Here is a 20,060-nt window from a genome sequence, read left to right on the forward strand (position 1 = left end):
GACGTCATTTTCCTCAATCTTGATCTTACTGAAGGACGCAAATCTCTCGCTCTTCCATAAACGCCTTAAAACCGGTAAAATGATTGGGACAATTGGAAAGCGAGCGGATTAACATGTCTTTTGATGGAATCTTTACTCATGCCATGGCCCAAGAGCTTAACGGAATCTTAAGCGGAGGCCGTGTTGCTAAAATTCAACAGCCTTATGAAAACGAAGTCGTGATTACCATTCGCGCCGGGCGTAAAAATCATCCCCTGCTGCTGTCGGCCAATCCGCAGTATGCGCGGGTGCAAATTACCCATATTCCCTTTACGAATCCCGATGTTCCCGCTACCTTTACCATGACGCTGCGAAAGTATTTTAACGCCGCAACATTAACGGCAGTTCACCAAGTACAAAACGACCGCGTACTGCATTTTGAATTCTCGACGCGCGATGAACTGGGTGATGAGTTAGGACTGCGTTTGATTATCGAGATGATGGGCCGACACAGTAATATTTTTTTGGTTAGCAAGCGAACCGGGAAAATCATTGATTTGATTCGCCATGTCTCGGCTGACCAGAATCGCTATCGCCCGTTGATCCCTGGTGCGCAGTATGTGGAGCCGCCAAAACAGGACAAAATCAATCCGTTTGATGATCGTGATCGACTTTACCACGAACTAGAACGTCAAGTGACGCCAACACTCAGCCGCGCCGCCTTGCTTCAGCAACATTATCAAGGGTTAGCCAAGGATTCTGCGGCGGAACTGGCTTTGCGCCTCAATCAAGGCGATGCTGGATGGGATGGCTTTTTCAAGGAACTTGAAGCGCCAGCGCCGACGATTACGACGCAAGGCAAAAAAGCGGTCTTTACTGCCATCCCCTATCAGTCGCTGTCAGGCGATCAGCAGTACTACCCGACCTTGAGCACAATGCTTGATGCTTATTATGAACAAAAAGCCGAGCACGATCGCGTCTTGCAACAAGGCGGCAACCTGATTCATGTCATTAAAAACATCATCGATAAAGACCGTAAAAAACAGCGTAAATTGAAACGCACGCTGGAGGAAACGGAAAAGGCCGATGATTACCGCGTTCGTGGCGAAATTCTGACGACGTATCTGAGTCAGGTGCAGCGTGGCATGACCAGCATCGAATTACCGAATTTTTATGCGGATAACCAGCCGATTAAAATTACACTCTCGAATCAGCTCACGCCATCCCGCAATGCCCAGAAATATTTTGCCAAATACACGAAATTACGCAATGCGGTTGCTCATGTGAACCAACAAATGCAGGAAAATCAGGAGGAACTCGATTATCTGGAAGGCATTATGGCCCAAATTAATGTGGCCAGCCCCAAGGATTTAGCCGATATTCGCCTTGAGCTGCAGCAGCAAGGCTATTTGCGGAAACAGAAGCAGAAGAAAGGTAACAAACGCCAGAAAGTTTCCAAGCCGGATCAATTTTATGCCAGTGATGGTACGAAAATCTGGGTGGGCAAAAATAATTTACAAAATGACCAACTGACTTTGCATACCGCCAAGAAAACTGATATTTGGCTGCATGTCAAGGATATTCCTGGCTCGCACGTCATTATCGACAGCAGTAAGCCCAGTGAGAAAACACTGCTAGAGGCGGCTAAACTGGCGGCATATTTTTCTAAAGCTCGGGAAAGTGCCAATGTTCCCGTTGATTGGATTGAAGTGAAGAAAATTCGTAAACCCAATGGCGCCAAACCTGGCTTTGTTGTTTACGAAGGACAAAAAACGGTGAGTGTTACGCCAGATGCTGAATTAGTCGACAAACTGCGCACCCCGCCAACGAAATAGAAAGGGATTTTAAATGACCAACACATCTGCACAAATTAGTCGACCGATTCAGGAACACATTATTGCCAACAAAGTTAAACATGGCTGGAACACGACCGATACCAATTTTGAAATGCTGCTCGCCTATCATGAAATGGCTGAACTAACCACAGCACTGCTTAAGCGTGATCAAGACAACATCGCTGAAGAACTGGCTGACGTCACTATTTATCTGCTCGGTATTGCCGAAATCAAAGGGATTGATTTGGCTGAGGCGGTTAATGCAAAAGTTGCCATCAACGACCATCGTGTTTACGATGCGCAAGGCCATAAGCATCTTGAATGAAGCAGTGTCTAGGTAAAGATTGAGACTGCGCGATCATGTTCCACGGCCAATAAAAAATGACCAAATATACCCGCTTGCGATTGGGGTGTTTGGTCATTTTTTGGTTACTATTTTGGATAATTTTTAGGGTGCGTCTTTACTAACCCAAAAATTTGAAAACGATTCGACTGTCGAACAATTTTAGCATCTTTTCAAATAACACTTTGCTTAGCAACGCTGCTGCTACCGGAATGACGATCCAGCATAGTAAAACCAGCGGAATTGCCAAACCAGCATCCATGGCCGCAAGTGGGCCGACCATGCCAACAATTCCGAAGCCGGCCGACTGTGGCGTCCCGCTGATTGACAATAACGCGACCGGAATTGCGGAGATGATTGCCGTGAACAAGCATGGAAGCAAGATAATTGGGTGCTTAAACAGATTTGGCATCATGATTTTCATTCCGCCTAATGCAATGGCAATCGTGACGCCAGATTTGTTGACCTTCCAGGAATAAACCACCAGTGCTAAGGCTGTGGCGGCAACGCCCATTGCTGATGCCCCTGCCGAAACGCCGTGAAGTTGGATCGCCAGCCCGATAGCAACAGTTGAAATCGGACTGACAATTAAAATGGCAAAAGAACAGGAGATCAGAACAGCCATCAGGATCGGTTGCAGAGTGGTGAAGCTATTGATGACATCGCCGATCGCGGTAGTGAAAGCAGCGATGAATGGCAGCAACAGTACCCCAATATAAGCGACGCCACACCCGACTAGAATTGGCATAGCAATGACAGCTGTTGAACCAAACCGATCTTTCACCCATAGCAAGACTAAGACAGCGATTGATGCCGTAATCATGGTATTGATCAAATCGCCGGTCCCGGCACCAACATAGGCTTTCGTGGCCGGGTTGAATTTCACGACGCCTGAGCCAACAAACGCTGCCCCTGCCGTTACCATCATTTGCAAAGGCTTCAGTTCAAATTGAAGCGCGATTAAGCCGCCAATAATTAAGGGGGTGGCAATTTGAAAAATGGCTGCGACTTGCGTCAAAGTTACTGCGAATGTGTTCGTTCCAAAATATTTGAGAATGCCGGACAAAACCGCATTTGGAATCAATCCAATAATGACCCCCAACGCTGTTCCTGATAAAACCTTATTGATAAAAGCCGTCACTGTCATACTGATTGCCTGAGTAGTCGTCGCGTGAGAACCTCGCTCTCCTTGCATCGGTGCGTCAGCAAGTGTTTCGGCTGCAGCGGGCATTCCTTTTGTTGTTGAATCTCCTGCCATTGACTTTTCCCCCTTAATAAGAATGTAATGAGAATATTAACAGAAGATGTGCAGATAAGTCTAGCGTTAGATTGAAATTAATTAATGGGATTTTTCTGTTATACATCAGTGGGCATTGCAATGGTCGCAACGATAAATTGTAGTCGCAAAATTAACCGTTTTGGCCGTCAATACGTGAACTTTAGATCAAGGGAAACCCGCGTATTAATTCAATTTTAAAAGGGCATGTTCAGTATTTGCTGGCCATCTTTAGACATGATTGTGATTCAATGATCGTTATCAGGGAGCACTATGCTTAATATGAAACAGTCCGTATACTCAGATGTTTGCAATTACACTTTTAATGATAGTCATAGCCAACGCACGAAAATTGCAAAACGTCATCGTAGCTTTAGAAACATTTCAACAAAGAAAGGCCCTGTCAGCAATGTTGAAAATCGACATTGCTGACAGGGCCTTTCCGATTAAATTTTGATGAATATGCTCGACGGCCTAGCGATTATTGGAACCGATCGCCCCACTTGGCGGGATCCTCACGCCATTGATGTAAGGAACTTAGCTGCTGAGTCGTTATGGCGCCTTGAGCTTCAGCAGTTTGAATGAGCGCCGTATAGTTGGTCAGCGTGAAGAATGGCAAGCCTGCTTTGGCGAAGTTAGCGGTCACTGCTGCCAGCTGATAACTGAAGATTGCTGCGACCCCCAGAACGTTGACACCGTCTTTTTGCGCTGCGGCCACGGCACTGAGCACGGAACCGCCCGTCGATAGCAGGTCATCAATGACGACCAGCTTGGCGTCTTCTGGAAGGTGTCCTTCAATCTGTCTCCCCTGCCCGTGGTCTTTAGGCTTACTCCGAATATAAACCAATGGCAAGTTCAGCAGATTGGCGACTAAAGCCGCATGCGGAATCCCGGCAGTGGCCACCCCACCGATGGCCGTCACGTCCGGGTAATGAGCCACGATTTCCTGGGCTAAGCCGGCCGCAATTTTACTGCGAACGTCAGGGTAACCGATAGTGAGACGATTATCGGTATAAATTGGACTTTTTAACCCGCTTGCCCAAGTAAATGGTTCTTCGGGACGTAATGTGACGGCTTTGATGCGGAGTAAATCGCTGGCAATTTGGTTTTCTAGTTTAGTCATGTGCTGTTTCCCACGCTTTCTTGATCGATTGATAGGCTTCTACCGGGTCAGGCGCCTGTGTGATCGGGCGGCCGACAACAATGGCCGAACTACCTAACCGTTTGGCTCTTCCCGGTGTGACGACCCGTTTTTGGTCGCCGATTGCGTCACCCTGTGGCCGGATGCCTGGTGTGACCACGAGAAATTCAGGTTTAGTCACACTGCGGATCAATGGCGTTTCCAGGGCACTGGCAACAACGCCGTCTGCATCACTGGCCTGCGCGATGGCCGCCAAGTGTTGAACTGCTTGATTAAGTGGCACATCGATGGATAATTGGTTTTCCAACATGGTTTGATCGGTTGAGGTCAGGTGGGTAATGGCGAGCATTTTGGGTGCTGGATGGTGCGCGGCTTTGGCACCTGCCAACAAGCCGCGTTTAGCCGCTAGCATCATTTCCTTACCGCCGGCTGCGTGCACGGTTGTCAGCGCCACACCTAATTTGCCTAATTGCCAAGCGGCTTTTTCAACTGTATTCGGAATATCATGCAATTTTAGGTCGAGGAAAATGTCAACCGGGTGTGCTGCCTGAATGGCGGTAATAATCGCCGGCCCTTCAGCATAGAAAAGTTCCATCCCGATTTTGACGAAAAGCCGTTTATCTTTTGGAAAACGTGCCAAAAAATCAAGTGTGGTCGCCTGATCTTTAAAATCGAGTGCAATGATAGGTGTCATACCGCCTGTCCTTCCTGAATGCGTGCAAATGCTGCGGCAATTTTAGGAATTGCCTTTTCTTCATAGTAATTGGCCGATCCGATTGCGACTGCCTGGGCGCCTGCAGCTAACATCTCGGCAGCATCGTGACCGGAGCTGACCCCACCCATGCCGATAATTGGAACATGAACAGTGTGGGCAACCTGATAAACCAGATGCAGTGCTATCGGGAAGATTGCCGGACCGGACACGCCGCCAGTGACATTGTCCAAAACCGGTTGACCCGTGTGGATATCCAAGCGCATACCCACCAGCGTGTTAATCAAGGAGATGCCATCTGCACCAGCGGCTTCGACTGCTTTAGCAATCACGGTGATGTCAGTGACATTAGGCGTGAGTTTAACGAAAATCGGGACCGAACTGGCTTCTTTGACAGCGCGCGTGACGGCCGCAGCAACCACCGGATCCGTACCAAACGCCATGCCACCTTGTTTCACATTTGGGCAGGAAATGTTAACTTCCAAAGCTTTGACATTTGGGGCCGCGCTCAATTTTTTAGCAACCGCCGCATATTCAGCAACATCGGCACCGGCAATGCTGGCGATGATTGGCAGATCAGGATAGTTTTTTGCCAACCAAGGCAGTTTTTCGCGTAACACAACCTCGGATCCCGGATTTTTCAACCCCACGGCATTCAGCGTACTGCTCGGGCCGTCAGCGAAAATCTTGCCTTGGTTGCCAACCCGTGGCAATAAGGTGGTTGATTTGGTCACCAATGCCCCCAGCAGGTTCAAATCATATTGTTTGGCGTATTGTTCACCAAAACCGAATGTTCCGCTGGCGGGCATGAACGGATTCTTCATCGTAAAGCCGGGTAATTCAATCATGTGACGCTGCCTCCTTTGTTGTAACGGCTGCTGCTGCCGGCAGTTGTCGGCTTTAACTTCTAATTGGTGTCATCGAAAATGCCCGTGATTCCAAGACCTTCAAAATGGCATCTGCGGTATCGAGGCTGGTCATCAATGGTACGCCATGTTCGATAGCAGTTTCCCGAATGCGGAACCCATCACTTGAGGTCTTCTTGTCGGCGGTCATGGTGTTGATCACCAGCTGAATCTTGCGGTCGGCAATGTCCTCCAAAATAGTTTCTTTGCCGCTATCAAGTTTCTCGATGGTCTCAACTGTAATCCCGGCTTTTTCAAATGCTTTGGCTGTGCCGCTGGTGGCGACCAGCTGGTAACCGACTTCACGGAACCGTTTGGCCAGTTCGGTTGCTTCGGTTTTATCAGCGTCTTTAACCGTGATTAATGCGCGGCCGAATTGCGGCAAGTGCATGCCGGCTGCCTCGAATGCTTTGTATAAGGCTTTGGCTAGGGTTGTATCACTGCCCATAACTTCGCCGGTGGACTTCATTTCCGGTCCTAACAAGCTATCAACGTGATTCAACTTGGAGAAGCTGAACACTGGTGCTTTGACGTGAATTCCTGCCTGGTTTGGCAGTAAGCCCGTTTTAAAGCCCTGCTCTTTCAGACTTAATCCGAGAATCGCCAAGGTCGCAACTTGCGCCAGTTTGACATTGGTTACTTTACTTAAGAAAGGAACCGTGCGGCTGGCCCGCGGATTGACTTCGATGACATACGCTTTGCCTTGATGAATGATGAATTGGACGTTCATCAAGCCGATGCAGTTCAAAGCCCGTGAAAGTTTGATCGTTGCATCGGTGATCTGGTCAATGATGTCCTGACTGAAGGTTTGCGGCGGATAAACAGCCATCGAGTCGCCGCTGTGAATGCCGGCGCGTTCGATATGTTCCATGATTCCCGGCAAAACAACTGTCTCACCATCGGAGATGCAATCAACTTCGCATTCTTTTCCGACCAGATAGTGATCAATCAAAACCGGATGGTCGTGGGAAACCGACACAGCCCGATCAATGTAACTGGCTAATTCATCGGCATCATGCACGATTTCCATCGCCCGACCGCCTAATACGTAACTTGGCCGAACCAAAACCGGATAACCAATCTTGTCTGCAACTGCCAGTGCGCCGGCTTTATCGGTTGCGGTACCGCCTTCCGGTTGCGGTAACTTCAATTGTTTGATGACTTGATCAAACAGATCCCGATCTTCCGCCCGATTAAGATCCTCAACGGAGGTGCCTAGAATTTTAATGCCGCGTTTAGCCAGTGGTTCCGCCAGATTAATCGCTGTCTGGCCGCCAAACTGCACGATCACGCCTTCTGGTTGTTCCAGGTCAATGACGTTCAGAACGTCTTCGAGGGTTAAGGGTTCAAAATACAGCTTATCCGCAATCGAAAAGTCAGTGGAAACCGTTTCTGGATTGCTGTTCATGATGATGGCTTCATAGCCGGCTTTTTGAATGGCCTTAACGCTGTGAACCGTTGCATAATCGAATTCGACCCCCTGGCCAATCCGAATCGGACCGGAACCGATGACTAAGACGCTCGGCTTATCGCTTTTGAAGCTATCCGTGCTGCTTTCATAAGTGCTGTAATAATACGGCGTATCACTGGCAAATTCGCCGGCACAGGTATCGACCATTTTATAAACCGGTAAAATGTGCTGTTCTTTGCGCATCTGCCGAATCTGATCCGCATGTAAGCCCCAAAGCTGGGCAATTTCTTCATCAGCAAAACCATAACGCTTTGCTTCAGCGAGCAACGGCAAATCGGCTTTATGCGCAGCCAGTTCCCGTTCCAATTCGACGATGTGTTTAATCTTGTCGAGGAAGAATGGGTTCATTTTGGATAATTCGGCGACTTCATCGATGGTGTAATCCCGCCGAAATGCTTCAGCCAGATAAAAGAGCCGTTCGTCGTTGGCTTGAATGATATGCTTACTTAATTCATCGTCGCTAAGCTTGGCAAAAGCCGGACGACGGGGATGAATGAGGCCGACTTCAAGTGAGCGTACCGCTTTTAGCAGACTTTCTTCAAGCGTTCGGCCGATCGCCATGACTTCACCGGTGGCCTTCATCTGAGTGCCGAGGGTGCGGTCGCCGTTTTCAAATTTATCGAATGGGAAACGCGGTAATTTGGTAACCACATAATCCAAGGCCGGTTCGAATTCAGCCCAGGTTTTCTTGGTGACCGGATTCTTGATTTCGTCTAGATGCAAGCCGACTGCAATTTTAGCGGCCATTTTGGCGATCGGATAACCGGTGGCCTTGGAAGCTAACGCGCTGGAGCGGGAAACCCGGGGATTGACTTCAATGACATAGTACTTGAAGCTGTTGCGGTCAAGGGCAAACTGGACATTGCAGCCGCCTTCGATCTTCAACGCACGAATGATCTTCAAAGCTGAGTCACGCAACATCTGGACTTCTTTATCCGTGAGCGTTTGTGTTGGCGCGAAGACCATTGAATCGCCGGTATGCACACCGACTGGATCGAAGTTTTCCATGTTGCAGACCACAATGGCGGAATCGGAAGCATCGCGCATGACTTCGAATTCGATTTCCTTATAGCCGGCAATGGAACGCTCGATCAACACCTGGGTGACCGGGCTCAGGTTCAAACCGTTTTCGGCAATTTCGGCAAGCTCTTTTTCATTATCGGCAATACCGCCGCCTGTGCCGCCCATGGTGAAGGCCGGGCGAATGATAACAGGAAAGCCGATTTTGTCAGCAAACTCCTGCGCTTCATCGACGTTGTTGGCGATGGCAGATTCCGGAACCGGCTCGTGGAGTTTTTGCATCAGGTTTTTGAACAATTCGCGGTCTTCGGCTTGATCGATTGCGCTGAGCTTGGTGCCCAGTAATTCGATGCCGAGCTCGTCCAAGATGCCGGTGTTGCTTAACTTCATGGCAAGGTTCAGACCGATTTGTCCGCCGATTGTTGGCAAAATGGCATCTGGCAACTCTTTACGCAAGATCTGGCTGACGAATTCGACGGTTAACGGCTCGATATAAACCCGATCCGCAATTTCCGTGTCGGTCATGATGGTGGCCGGATTGGAGTTTACCAAAACAACTTCATAACCTTCTTCACGTAAGGCAAGACAAGCCTGAGTCCCCGAGTAATCAAATTCTGCGGCTTGCCCGATGATAATCGGACCTGAGCCGATCACTAAGATTTTATGAATATCTTGACGTTTTGGCATGATTATCCTTTCTGCGTACGATCTGAAAATGCATCCATCATTTCCATAAACTCATCAAAAAGATGGTCGGCGTCATGTGGGCCCGGAGCAGCATCCGGATGGAACTGAACTGTGAAGGCTGGGTAAAGCCGATGGCGTAAGCCTTCTACCGTACCATCATTGATTTCAACGTGGGTGACTAACAAAGTGTCCGGATCAATGCTGTCCGGATCAACGGCATAGCCGTGGTTTTGGCTGGTAAAATCGATGCGTCCAGTCGCAATCTCGCGAACCGGATGATTAAAGCCGCGATGACCGTATTTCATCTTAAAAGTATCAGCGCCGTTGGCCAAAGCAAACAACTGGTGGCCGAGGCAAATCCCGAATAACGGAATTTTACCTTCAATGCCGCGAATCATATCCAGCGCTTCCGGCACATCTTTTGGATCACCGGGGCCATTGGTCAGCATCACGCCATCCGGGGCCAACTCAAGAATGGTGGCAGCTGTTGTCGTCGCTGGCAACACGGTTACGTTGCATTGGCGCTTGGCCAATTCCCGTAAAATGCTATGTTTGAGACCAAAATCGATGACCACGACAGTGCGGCCGGTACCAGGTGCCGGATAGGCTTGCTGAGTCGAAACCTGTTGCACCTGATTCTTCGGAAGCACCAACGCTTTGAGTTGATCAAAAGCATGTTCATCGGCTGCATCCACAATGCTGGCCTTCATGGCGCCGACTTCTCGAATTTTCTTGGTCAGAGCACGGGTGTCAACACCGCTGATGCCCGGAATATGTTTGCGTTTAAGAAATTCATCGAGTGTCATCTGACTGCGCCAGTTACCGGTGACCCGGGCTACCTCGCGCACCACGATGCCTTTGGCGGTGGGATCAATGCTTTCATAATCATCGCGGTTGATCCCTACATTGCCGATAAGCGGCTGCGTGAAGGTAATGATCTGGCCGTTGTAACTTTGGTCGGTAATCGTTTCCTGATAACCGCTCATACCGGTATTAAACACAATTTCGCCGGTTGTGACGGTTTCCGCACCAAAGCCGACGCCAGGAAAAACGCTGCCGTCTTCAAGAATTAAATAGCGCTTCATGCTTGTCCTCCCTTTTGATAGGCAATCCGCCCGCGACTGATCGTATACAAGGCCTGGCCCTGAACCTTTTCGCCGATAAATGGTGAATTCTTGCCTTTGGAGAACCAGTCGGCAGGATCAATGGTGTAAGTGGTGTCCAGATCGAGAATCGTCAGATCGGCGGGACCACCTACCGTGATATGGCCGCCTGGCAGACCAAACTTCCCTGCCGGAACCGTACTCATTTTGGCAATCAGTTGCTTAAGCGTGAACATTTTTGATTTGACCAGTTTGGTGTAAAGCAGTGGAAAGGCGGTTTCGGAACCGACGATGCCGAATGCCGCGGTTTTAAAGGAACCGGATTTTTCTGCAGCTGTATGTGGGGCATGATCCGTGGCGATCATGTCCAGTGTGCCGTCTTGCAAGCCTTCAAGTAAGGCCAGATGATCGGCGCGGGAACGCAAGGGCGGGTTCATCTTGAACATCGGATTATCGCCTGGGATATTATTTTCATCAAGTAGTAAGTGATGTGGCGAAACTTCGGCGGTGACGTGAACGCCGCGTTTTTTGGCTTCGCGAATCAAGGCTACGCTTTGGCGAGTTGAAACATGGCAGGCGTGGTAATGAACACCGGTGGCTTCTGCCAAGTCCAGATCGCGCGCCAGCTGGCTGCTTTCGGTTTGATTGATGATGCCAGGCAGGTTCAACTTCTCAGCAACCGGGCCGGCATTGATCACGCCGCCGTGCATGAGACTGGCATCTTCGATATGGGCGACAATCGGTGCTTTCAGTTTAGCCGCCTGTTTCATAGCTTGATACATTGTATCGGCATCCTGAACGCCAACGCCGTCGTTGGAAAAGCCCAGAGCGCCTGCTTCCAGCAACGCCGGCATGTCGACTAGCTGATCTGAATGTAAGTCATGCGTAATCGGGGCAAACTGCCGGACGGTAATCTTGGCATCGCTCCGGTTTTTCGCCAATACCGGCGTCAAGGTGGCGACTGTGTCGGGAACAGGTTTTAGATTGCTCATCGCAACAACAGTGGTAAATCCGCCATGTGCGGCTGCTTGAGCCCCGGTTTTAATCGTTTCTTTAGCAGTAAAGCCAGGTTCGCGAAAATGAACATGGACGTCAATCAGTCCCGGAACGACTGTTGCACCGGTGGCATCAATGACGGTTTCATCACTGCGGGCAGCAAGTTGCTGGCCGATCGCCGTAATTTTGTCGTCGGTGATCTGAATATCCGCTGTGTATTCGGTATCGCTGATGATATGGGCATTTTTGATGAGCATAAGTAAAGTTACTCCTCTCCGAAGTGACGGGCGTTGATGACCGCCTCAAGCATCGCCATCCGCATGAAAACGCCATTTTGCATTTGGGTGAAGATCCGTGAGCGCGGACCGTCAACCAAGTCGCTAGCTAACTCAACGTCGCGGTTGACCGGTGCCGGATGCATGAAAATGGCATTGGGCTTCATGGTTTTGGCTAAAGCATCCGTGATACCGTATTTCGCATGATAGCTTTCTTTGGAAAATGCTTCGCGGTTGTCAGTATTAAACCGCTCAAGCTGAACCCGCAGCAACATCAAAACATCGACCTGTTTGACTAGGTCCGGCACGCTGATGAAGTCGCCATATCGATCAAAGCTAGGATCATACCACTGTTGTGGGCCGGCAAAATGCAGCGTCGCCCCAAGTTTGTGAAGCATCTGCATGTCGCTGCGCGCAACCCGACTGTGGCTAAGATCACCCACAATTCCGATATTCAAGCCATCAAAATGCCCGAATTCTTCGTGAATCGTCATTAAGTCCAGCATCATTTGGGATGGATGCTGACCGGCACCGTCACCGGCATTGACAATGGCAGTTGTCGGCCAGGCGCCCATGAGTTCTTTGTAATAGCCGTCTTTAGAATGACGCATGACAGCGATGTTGACACCGATGGCACCGATCGTTTTGATCGTATCTTCCAAGGTTTCGCCTTTCGAAACCGAACTGTGGGCGGGATCAAAGGGAATAACGGTCAACCCTAGTTTGCGTTCGGCCATTTCGAAGCTGGTGTGTGTGCGGGTGCTATTTTCAAAGAATAAATTGGCAGCATAGATCGGCTCTGGAAAATGAACTGTCTGACCAGCCTTGAAGTCTTCGGCCCGGTTAATTAGTGCCAAGGCGCTTTTTTCGTCAACTTGTTCAGCGGAAACAAAATCTTTAAATGGTGTATCAGTGAGATTAGATAAGGTCATTTTTTTCTGCCCCTTCTTCGTTAGCGGCATGTTCTGGTAAAACAAAGTTCAGGAAGATTCCGATCACGGTTGCCAGTGCAAGGCCGGAGAATTGATACCCGGCGAATTGCAGGCTGGCATTGCCGATACCGATCACAAGAATGGTCGAGGCAATCATCAGGTTGCGTTTTTTGTCGAAGTCGACTTTGTTGTCAATTAAAACCCGTAAGCCATTGGAAGCGATGACGCCGAACAGCAGGAAGCTGATGCCGCCGATGACCGGGCTTGGAATACTGCGAATCAAAGCACTTAACTTACCAATGAAGGCGAACAGGATGGCAAACATGCCAGCGCCGCCTAGCACATAGACACTGTGAACTTTGGTCATGGCAAGCACCCCGATGTTTTCACCGTAACTGGTCACCGGTGGGCCGCCGACGAAACCGGCAATAATGGAAGCCGTGCCATCCCCTGCCAAAGTATGATTCAGGCCCGGATCCTTAAAGAAGTCGCGTTTTGTCAATTTGTTGAGGACCATGATGTGGCCCATGTGTTCGGTCATGGTGACAAAAGCGATGGGCGCCATTGAGAGAATTGCACCCCAGTAAAGTTGCGGTTTGTAGCTGATGAATGGCAACTCGAACTTCGGTAGGTCAAACCAGGCAGCTTGCTGAACCGAGGTCAGGTCCACGATGCCAAACAACAGCGCTACAACATAACCCGTGACAATCCCCAGCAGAATGGGTAGTAAGCTAATGAATTTTTTGAGATACATGTTGTAAATGATGACCGAAGCCAACGTGATCATGGCAACGGCGAAGTAGCGCAAATCATACACGCTTTTGGTCGCGGAAATCGTTCGCATGGTGGCGTCAGTTGCGGCAGTGCCGGCCAGTGACAACCCGATGACCATGACAATCGGCCCAACGACAATTGGCGGTAAGGCGCGATCAATCCAAGCCGACCCGCTGCGGGCGACGATCAATGCCACGATCAGGTAAACAACCCCGACAGCGACGGTGCCTTGTGCGATCGCGGGATAACCGGCACCTTTCATCAACGCCTGCATGATGGTAATGAATGAAAAACTTGATCCCATGTAGGCCGGAATTTTACCGCGGGTGATCAAAATATAGACTAAAGTGCCAACCCCGCTTGAGAATAAGGCAATACTTGGATCCAAACCGACCAGAATCGGTACCAGCACGGTTGACCCGAACATGGCGAAAAGATGTTGGATGGATAAGCCCACCCATTGACCGAACTTCGGCTTGTCGCCGATGTCCAACACCGCTTCATCGTTGTGAAAAGCCATTGACTAGTCCCCCATCTTCTCGATGCTGATGCCGTCTTTGCCATCAAGTTCCGCAACCTGTACCTGAATCTGTTCGTCAAGGGAGGTTGGAATATTTTTGCCGACGAAATCAGGACGAATCGGTAACTCGCGATGACCGCGATCAACTAAAACTGCCAGACTGATCTTGCGCGGGCGACCTTCGTCCATCAAGGCATCCAGGGCCGCGCGGATGGTGCGGCCAGTGAAAATGACATCGTCTACCAGGATGACGTGCTTCCCAGTGATGTTAACCGGCAGCTGCGCACCTTCAACATCGGGTTGATGTTCGTGATCGATTTTATGAACGTCATCGCGATAAAAGCGAATGTCCAGTTCGCCGACCGGTACCTGAAGGCCTTCGAGCTGTTCAAGTCGCTTGGCAATGCGGTGGGCCAGATAAATCCCTCGTGTTTTAATGCCGACAAGAACGAGATCGTTCAAGCCTTTGTTTTGTTCGATGATTTCATAACTGATTCGGGTCAATGCGCGTTTCATCGTTACCTCGTCGACTACTTGTTTGGACTGTGTCATGATGTGCCATCCTTTCTTGTATGTATGCTGGTTGGTGTGGGATTTGCGTGGGGCTGTTCTATTGGAGGCGATTAGGAGCTTGGGCTTTCGCGTTCTGTTATGAAGTGACCCCTGTCAACCCCATCTTTATAAGATTTTCGATATTGTCGTTGGCACTAACAAGCTCCAGAATTCCGTTGTCTCTCGACATTTAACCACTCTGTTATACGGGGATTGGCTACCCCAGGTTAATGGTCCCGTCGAAGGCTTTAGAATCTAATCTATAGTCGTGGATCACAAACTCTTTGTCTCTAGATATGGCCATACCCAGGGCGAGCCTGTGCCAAAATAGAACGCTCGTAAATAGCCAGACCGTTGAATTCTGACGCTTGTTGCTACCAGCGACAATATCGTGACGCTTTAGTCCTTGATACTTCTTGCTGTCATCTTTGTTGTTTGAATCTTCGGGCTCAATTGCGCTTTGGTGATCAGTAGTTGATATTGCCAGTTTCCATACCCCAGATAAATCCAGCGAGTTCTCGGGCGACTGCGGCGATTGCCACGTTATATGATTTTCCTTGAGTAAGCATCCGCGTGAATTTGCGATGAAGATGAGCGCCTGCCTTATCGGCATAGCTAATAACGGCTGATTCTTGTCCTGCTTGGCGTGCTTTTAGGGCTCTTGATTTGTACCCAATGCTGCCCTTGACCAATCCCTGTGTGGCTTCAATGATGGTTGTGCGGACGATACTGTTACCTTGCTTCGAAATCCCCCCTTTGATGGTATGATCGCCGCTTGAATGTTCTGACGGATTTAGCCCAACGTAAGACATAAACGCTTTAGCTGTTTTGAAACGTTTGAAGTCCGCAATCTCGATGTGGATGGTCATGGCTGTTGTGGTTTTAAATCCCTTCATACTTGTCAACGCGTGAATGGGCTTGGTGTAACGTTCACTGTTCGCAAACGTCTCGATGGTCTGGTCGTAGCGGGCAATCTTTTCCTCTAATTCAGATTTCTGCAGCGTCATTTCGTCAAGCACTGACCGTAATACCGGAGACAATGGGACTTTCTTTAGCCAATCCATATAGGCCAGCGTCCACTTGGATGCTGAGCACTTCAATCCTTGACGGAGAAGGAACATGCCGATTTGCTGTTTCACTCTAATGAGGTCCTTTTTCATCATTTTACGTAGTCTAATGAATTCTTTTACCTCGTTATCCGCTTCATCAGGGACATAAACGGCACAATACGTATTAGCTGCAAGATTCTTGGCGATCATTCGCGCGTCCATTGAATCATTTTTGACCATTTTGTTCTTAGCGGAACTATACATCGTTGTCGGTGCCAGAATGATACAGTCAATGCCTAAGTTTTTGAGTGAACGATAGAGTGAATATCCTAAAATACCAGCCTCATACCCGGTCACGAATTTTGTGTCTGATTCCAGTTCTTCAGCTAATCCGTTAATAAATTTTTCGACTAATTTTGGCTCTGAAGCGCACTGGGTCTCAGCTAAGAGCGCACCCGTTGCTTTGTCTAACGCGCATAGACTGTAAGTGGCTTTATGGACATCCATCCCGACGTAAACTATACTTTCCATGTGAGTGACCTCCTATTGTCATGGGGTAATGATTGTATGGTTCGTTTTAACACAACACCATTATCAGTCTAAATCCCCGAGTCGACAATCTAGGGGGTCACTTCATATTATCTATAACGCGCTCACAGTCGCAGAAATCTCCGTGTAAGGACCTTGGTCGCAATGGCCAAAATCGGGCCATCACGCCCAAGGCCACTTACACTCCGATTTCTAAGCGCTCCTGTTCGCGCTCAAACAAAAAGCGCCTCCCATCCAATTTGGATAGAAGGCGACCGTAGCCTGAATAATCCGCCGCAACGGAAAGGGACCTTCTAAGCCTCACTGGACTTAGTTAAAGGTGCTTGTTTGATTGAGTTAAGATTACCGGACGTTGCGGGTCTTGTCAATGCCTGCGCGCAGATCAACTAAGGTTTTTTCGAAAACTTCGGGGACCGGTGCCGTGAAAGTTAAGCGTTTACCGCTGGTTGGATGGACAAAACCGAGCTTGGCGGCGTGGAGAAATTGGCCGTTGCCTGGGAGTGTGCGTTTAGGTCCATACAAAGGATCGCCTGCTACCGGATGGTGAATGTAAGCCATGTGCACGCGGATCTGATGCGTCCGGCCGGTTTCCAGAACGCATTTGATCAAGGTATAGTGGGCAAATCGTTCCAGCACCTGAAAATGGGTAACCGCATGCCGACCGTCAGCAACCACCGCCTGTCGTTTGCGGTCACGCGGATCACGGCCAAGCGGTGCATCGATTGTGCCTTCATCTTCTTTAAACGTCCCGTGAACTAACGCGAGGTATTCACGAATGGACGTTTTGGCTTTAAGTTGCGCCGACAAACTCAACTGGGCCTTTTCGGTTTTGGCGACCATCAACAAGCCGCTGGTGTCTTTATCGATGCGGTGCACAATCCCCGGCCGAATGACGCCATTGATGCCAGGCAAGTCAGTATGATAAAGCAGGCCGTTCACCAATGTGCCGTCAGGATGGCCCGGCGCGGGATGGACAACCATGCCTTGAGGTTTATTAACCACGATCACTTGGTCATCTTCATAGACAATATCAAGCGGAATCGGCTCTGCGACGGCTTCTAAGGGTCGTGCTTCCGGAATTGAAACGGCAATGACATCTCCTGACGAGACCTTATAATTGGCTTTCACCGGCTGGCCGTTAACGGTGACCAAGCCGTCCTGAAGCCATTTTTGTACCTGACTGCGGGTATGGGTCGATTCATGGGCCGTGATCACCTTATCGATGCGCCCTTGTTCAGTCGTGATGGTAAAGGTCTCGGTCATGCGGACACCGCCTTGTCGCGATCAAATAAAATAAACAACAAAACCAGAATCACCCCGAATGTGATGCACATATCGGCAAAATTAAAAATAGCGTTGAACCGCCACTGATCCAAAAATTCAAGGTGAAACATATCCGTGACGTATTGAAACCGCAGTCGATCAATGAAGTTACCAATCGCCCCTGCCGTGATCAGTGTCAGGCCCAGCCGATAAACCGGCTTATGCAGGCTATCACGCCAAAGCAACGCGACGACCACAAACGCTAGAACCGTTGTGACGTAGAAGAACCACTGTTTCCCTTCAAACATGGAAAAAGCCGCACCGGTATTACGGATGTGCGTGAGATCAATCACGCCCGGAATCAGTTGCTGGCTTTCGCCAAGTGGAATATGCGCGCTCACCCAGGTTTTAATGACAAAATCAATCAAAACCAAGACAGCTGCAACGATCACATAAATAAACACAGATGTTCCCCCTGAATAAATGACATTTGCCTTTAAGTGTACCGCGCCAAAAGAAAAACCGCCATTCGAAAAATGACGGTTACATCTTGCGCCGAAAACATGGATGATTTAAAAGAGTCCGGAAATTTTACCATCATCGGTGACATCCATGTTTAAAGCGGCTGGCGCTTTTGGTAGTCCCGGCATGGTCAAAACGGTTCCGGTCATGACGACTAAGAACCCTGCCCCAAGCTTAGGGATAATGTCGCGTACGTGAATCGTAAATCCTTCAGGTGCCCCTAATGTTTTGGGGTTATCAGTCAATGAATACTGGGTCTTGGCCATGCAAACCGGTAAATCCTGCCAACCATTTTTAGCGATCGTTCGCAGTGCAGCGTTGGCTTTTCCTTCATAAACAACGTCACCACCACCGTAGATCTTTTGCACAATAGTTTTGATCTTGGTTTTGACATCCTGATGCACATCATAGAGTGGCGTGAAACTTGCCGGCTGCTTCAAGGCATCCAACACCGCATCTGCCACTGCTAAACCACCGCGGCCGCCGTCAGCCCAAACCGTTGCGGTAACAGCTTTGACGTTTAATTTTGCGCAAGCATCGATAAGCCACTGAACCTCGGCATCTGTATCGCTGGTGAAGCGGTTAACGGCTACCACAACAGGCACGCCATAGCCCTGCATGCTGTGAATATGCCGCTTAAGGTTCGCAAAACCTTGAGCCAAGGCATCCAGGTTTTCCTGTTGTAAATCAGCTAACGCAACGCCACCGTTGTATTTCAGGGCGCGAACCGTTGCCACAATAACCACGGCATCCGGGGTTTTACCCAAAACAGGTGTCTTAATATCCATGAACTTTTCGCCACCAAGGTCAGCGCCGAAACCTGCCTCGGTAATGGCGATGTTCCCCAGTTGCAACGCTGTCCGGGTAGCTAAAACGGAATTGCAGCCGTGGGCAATGTTGGCAAATGGGCCGCCATGAATGAACGCCGGCGTATGTTCCAGGGTCTGGACCAGATTTGGCTTCAACGCATCCCGCAATAACATGGCAATGGCGCCGGTGACCTTTAAGTCGGCCACGGTTACAGGCTTACGATCATAAGTATAGCCAATCACGATGCGACTGATGCGGGCTTTGAGATCCGCGATGTTTTCCGCAAGACACAAGACGGCCATTAATTCGCTTGCGACGGTAATATCAAAACCGTCTTCACGCGGCACGCCGCTGGTTGGGCCGCCTAACCCGATCGTGACGTGGCGCAATGCACGATCGTTAATATCCAAAGCGCGTTTCCAAAGAATTCGCCGTGGGTCGATATTAAGTGTGTTGCCTTGTTGCAGATGGTTGTCGATTAAGGCTGCGAGGGTGTCGACCGCGGTTGTCAGAGCGTGCATGTCACCGGTGAAATGTAAGTTGATGTCTTCCATCGGCACAACCTGCGCATAACCGCCGCCGGTTGCTCCGCCTTTCATCCCCATCACCGGGCCTAATGATGGCTCCCGCAATGCGATGACGGGATGCTGGCCGCGCTGCTGAAGCGCATCGCCTAAGCCAACCGTAATCGTCGATTTGCCTTCACCAGCTGGAGTCGGGTTAATCGAGGTCACCAAAACAAGCTTGCCAAAAGGCTTGTCTTTTAACGCATTGAGAGCCGCGAAGCTAAGTTTGGCTTTAGACTTGCCATAAAGTTCCAGATCATCATCGGTCAGGCCTAGATTTGCTGCAACTTTCGTAATTGGCCACATTGAGGTCGCTTCATTGGCCTGGGCAATTTCAATATCAGACATACAACACACTCCTTATTTAGTTGATGTTTCCAATCCTTTTTCGATCAACGCCACGATCTTTTGCTTTCGTTTTTTACCGAACATCAGGAACGAAACCCGACCGTATTGTTTGGTTTTAAGCATAACTGTCAAATGGCCGGACGTAAACCCCTCAATTTCGCTCCAGGACAGATTGATCGTATTACTTTTAAAAAGACTGGTTAATCGGATGCCTTTTTCAGTCGCAATCAGGCGAAGCAGCAAAATCTGGCCGATAGCCGTCAAAATCGTAATCGCCGCAATCGCAATCGCCAGCCATGAAGGTTTCGTACTTTCCAGCTGGATGATGATCGCCAAGCTGAGACCGATCACGATCGCGCTCCAAAACATGCTAAAATCGATCCAGGCAGGTTGATAATGTGTTCGATAGTCAGCCAATTTGTCACTTCCTTA

Annotated in this window: 17 protein-coding genes; 2 read left to right on the forward strand and 15 right to left on the reverse strand. The window is 49.4% G+C overall.

Features of this window, described 5'->3' with window-relative positions; all coding sequences use genetic code 11:
• Positions 1–113 precede the first annotated feature (113 nt).
• Together LHUE1_RS12505 and LHUE1_RS12510 are read left to right on the forward strand one after the other, a co-directional pair.
• Positions 114–1,814, forward strand: a complete 1,701-nt coding sequence (locus tag LHUE1_RS12505) for an NFACT RNA binding domain-containing protein (RefSeq protein WP_049169825.1) — start codon at positions 114–116, stop codon at positions 1,812–1,814.
• A 13-nt stretch (positions 1,815–1,827) separates the two neighbouring features.
• On the forward strand, positions 1,828–2,139 hold the full coding sequence (locus tag LHUE1_RS12510) for a MazG-like family protein (protein ID WP_025012370.1): 312 nt from the start codon (positions 1,828–1,830) through the stop codon (positions 2,137–2,139).
• A gap of 139 nt (positions 2,140–2,278) precedes the next feature.
• Here the strand turns inward: LHUE1_RS12510 and LHUE1_RS12515 are convergent, their stop codons facing one another.
• The 15 genes from LHUE1_RS12515 to LHUE1_RS12585 form a co-directional block, all read right to left on the reverse strand.
• The gene (locus LHUE1_RS12515) at positions 2,279–3,352 is read right to left on the reverse strand and encodes a PTS sugar transporter subunit IIC (RefSeq protein WP_049169853.1); all 1,074 of its coding nucleotides are present in this window, start codon (positions 3,350–3,352) and stop codon (positions 2,279–2,281) included.
• Positions 3,353–3,914: 562 nt separating this feature from the next.
• The gene (gene pyrE, locus LHUE1_RS12520; RefSeq protein ID WP_049169826.1) at positions 3,915–4,556 is read right to left on the reverse strand and encodes an orotate phosphoribosyltransferase; all 642 of its coding nucleotides are present in this window, start codon (positions 4,554–4,556) and stop codon (positions 3,915–3,917) included.
• The gene (gene pyrF, locus LHUE1_RS12525) at positions 4,549–5,268 is read right to left on the reverse strand and encodes an orotidine-5'-phosphate decarboxylase (protein WP_049169827.1); all 720 of its coding nucleotides are present in this window, start codon (positions 5,266–5,268) and stop codon (positions 4,549–4,551) included. Before pyrF ends, pyrE begins: the two co-directional genes overlap by 8 nt.
• A complete protein-coding gene (locus LHUE1_RS12530; RefSeq protein ID WP_049169828.1) occupies positions 5,265–6,134 on the reverse strand; it encodes a dihydroorotate dehydrogenase in 870 nt (289 codons plus the stop codon). The genes pyrF and LHUE1_RS12530 overlap by 4 nt, the downstream gene beginning before the upstream one ends.
• A gap of 52 nt (positions 6,135–6,186) precedes the next feature.
• A complete protein-coding gene (gene carB, locus LHUE1_RS12535) occupies positions 6,187–9,369 on the reverse strand; it encodes a carbamoyl-phosphate synthase large subunit (protein WP_277848244.1) in 3,183 nt (1,060 codons plus the stop codon).
• A gap of 2 nt (positions 9,370–9,371) precedes the next feature.
• On the reverse strand, positions 9,372–10,454 hold the full coding sequence (locus LHUE1_RS12540) for a carbamoyl phosphate synthase small subunit (protein ID WP_277848245.1): 1,083 nt from the start codon (positions 10,452–10,454) through the stop codon (positions 9,372–9,374).
• Positions 10,451–11,725 (reverse strand): dihydroorotase, encoded by a 1,275-nt coding sequence (locus LHUE1_RS12545; protein WP_049169830.1) that lies wholly within the window; start codon positions 11,723–11,725, stop codon positions 10,451–10,453. Before LHUE1_RS12545 ends, LHUE1_RS12540 begins: the two co-directional genes overlap by 4 nt.
• An 8-nt stretch (positions 11,726–11,733) precedes the next feature.
• Positions 11,734–12,675 (reverse strand): aspartate carbamoyltransferase catalytic subunit, encoded by a 942-nt coding sequence (locus LHUE1_RS12550; protein ID WP_049169831.1) that lies wholly within the window; start codon positions 12,673–12,675, stop codon positions 11,734–11,736.
• Complete coding sequence (locus LHUE1_RS12555) at positions 12,662–13,969, reverse strand: uracil-xanthine permease family protein (protein ID WP_010488287.1); 1,308 nt, start codon at positions 13,967–13,969, stop codon at positions 12,662–12,664. Before LHUE1_RS12555 ends, LHUE1_RS12550 begins: the two co-directional genes overlap by 14 nt.
• A gap of 3 nt (positions 13,970–13,972) precedes the next feature.
• On the reverse strand, positions 13,973–14,521 hold the full coding sequence (pyrR, locus tag LHUE1_RS12560; protein WP_010488286.1) for a bifunctional pyr operon transcriptional regulator/uracil phosphoribosyltransferase PyrR: 549 nt from the start codon (positions 14,519–14,521) through the stop codon (positions 13,973–13,975).
• A gap of 467 nt (positions 14,522–14,988) precedes the next feature.
• On the reverse strand, positions 14,989–16,101 hold the full coding sequence (locus LHUE1_RS12565; protein WP_138132191.1) for an IS110 family RNA-guided transposase: 1,113 nt from the start codon (positions 16,099–16,101) through the stop codon (positions 14,989–14,991).
• A gap of 360 nt (positions 16,102–16,461) precedes the next feature.
• A complete protein-coding gene (locus LHUE1_RS12570; RefSeq protein ID WP_049169832.1) occupies positions 16,462–17,382 on the reverse strand; it encodes an RluA family pseudouridine synthase in 921 nt (306 codons plus the stop codon).
• Positions 17,379–17,846: a signal peptidase II gene (gene lspA, locus LHUE1_RS12575; protein ID WP_277848140.1), complete on the reverse strand. Its 468-nt coding sequence runs from the start codon at positions 17,844–17,846 to the stop codon at positions 17,379–17,381. The genes LHUE1_RS12570 and lspA overlap by 4 nt, the downstream gene beginning before the upstream one ends.
• A 108-nt stretch (positions 17,847–17,954) precedes the next feature.
• A complete protein-coding gene (locus LHUE1_RS12580) occupies positions 17,955–19,628 on the reverse strand; it encodes a formate--tetrahydrofolate ligase (protein WP_049169833.1) in 1,674 nt (557 codons plus the stop codon).
• A gap of 12 nt (positions 19,629–19,640) precedes the next feature.
• Positions 19,641–20,045: an EbsA family protein gene (locus LHUE1_RS12585; RefSeq protein WP_049169834.1), complete on the reverse strand. Its 405-nt coding sequence runs from the start codon at positions 20,043–20,045 to the stop codon at positions 19,641–19,643.
• Positions 20,046–20,060: the final 15 nt, after the last annotated feature.

The sequence above is a fragment of the Lacticaseibacillus huelsenbergensis genome, from assembly GCF_029726355.1.
In the GTDB taxonomy this organism is placed as follows: Bacteria; Bacillota; Bacilli; order Lactobacillales; family Lactobacillaceae; genus Lacticaseibacillus; species Lacticaseibacillus casei.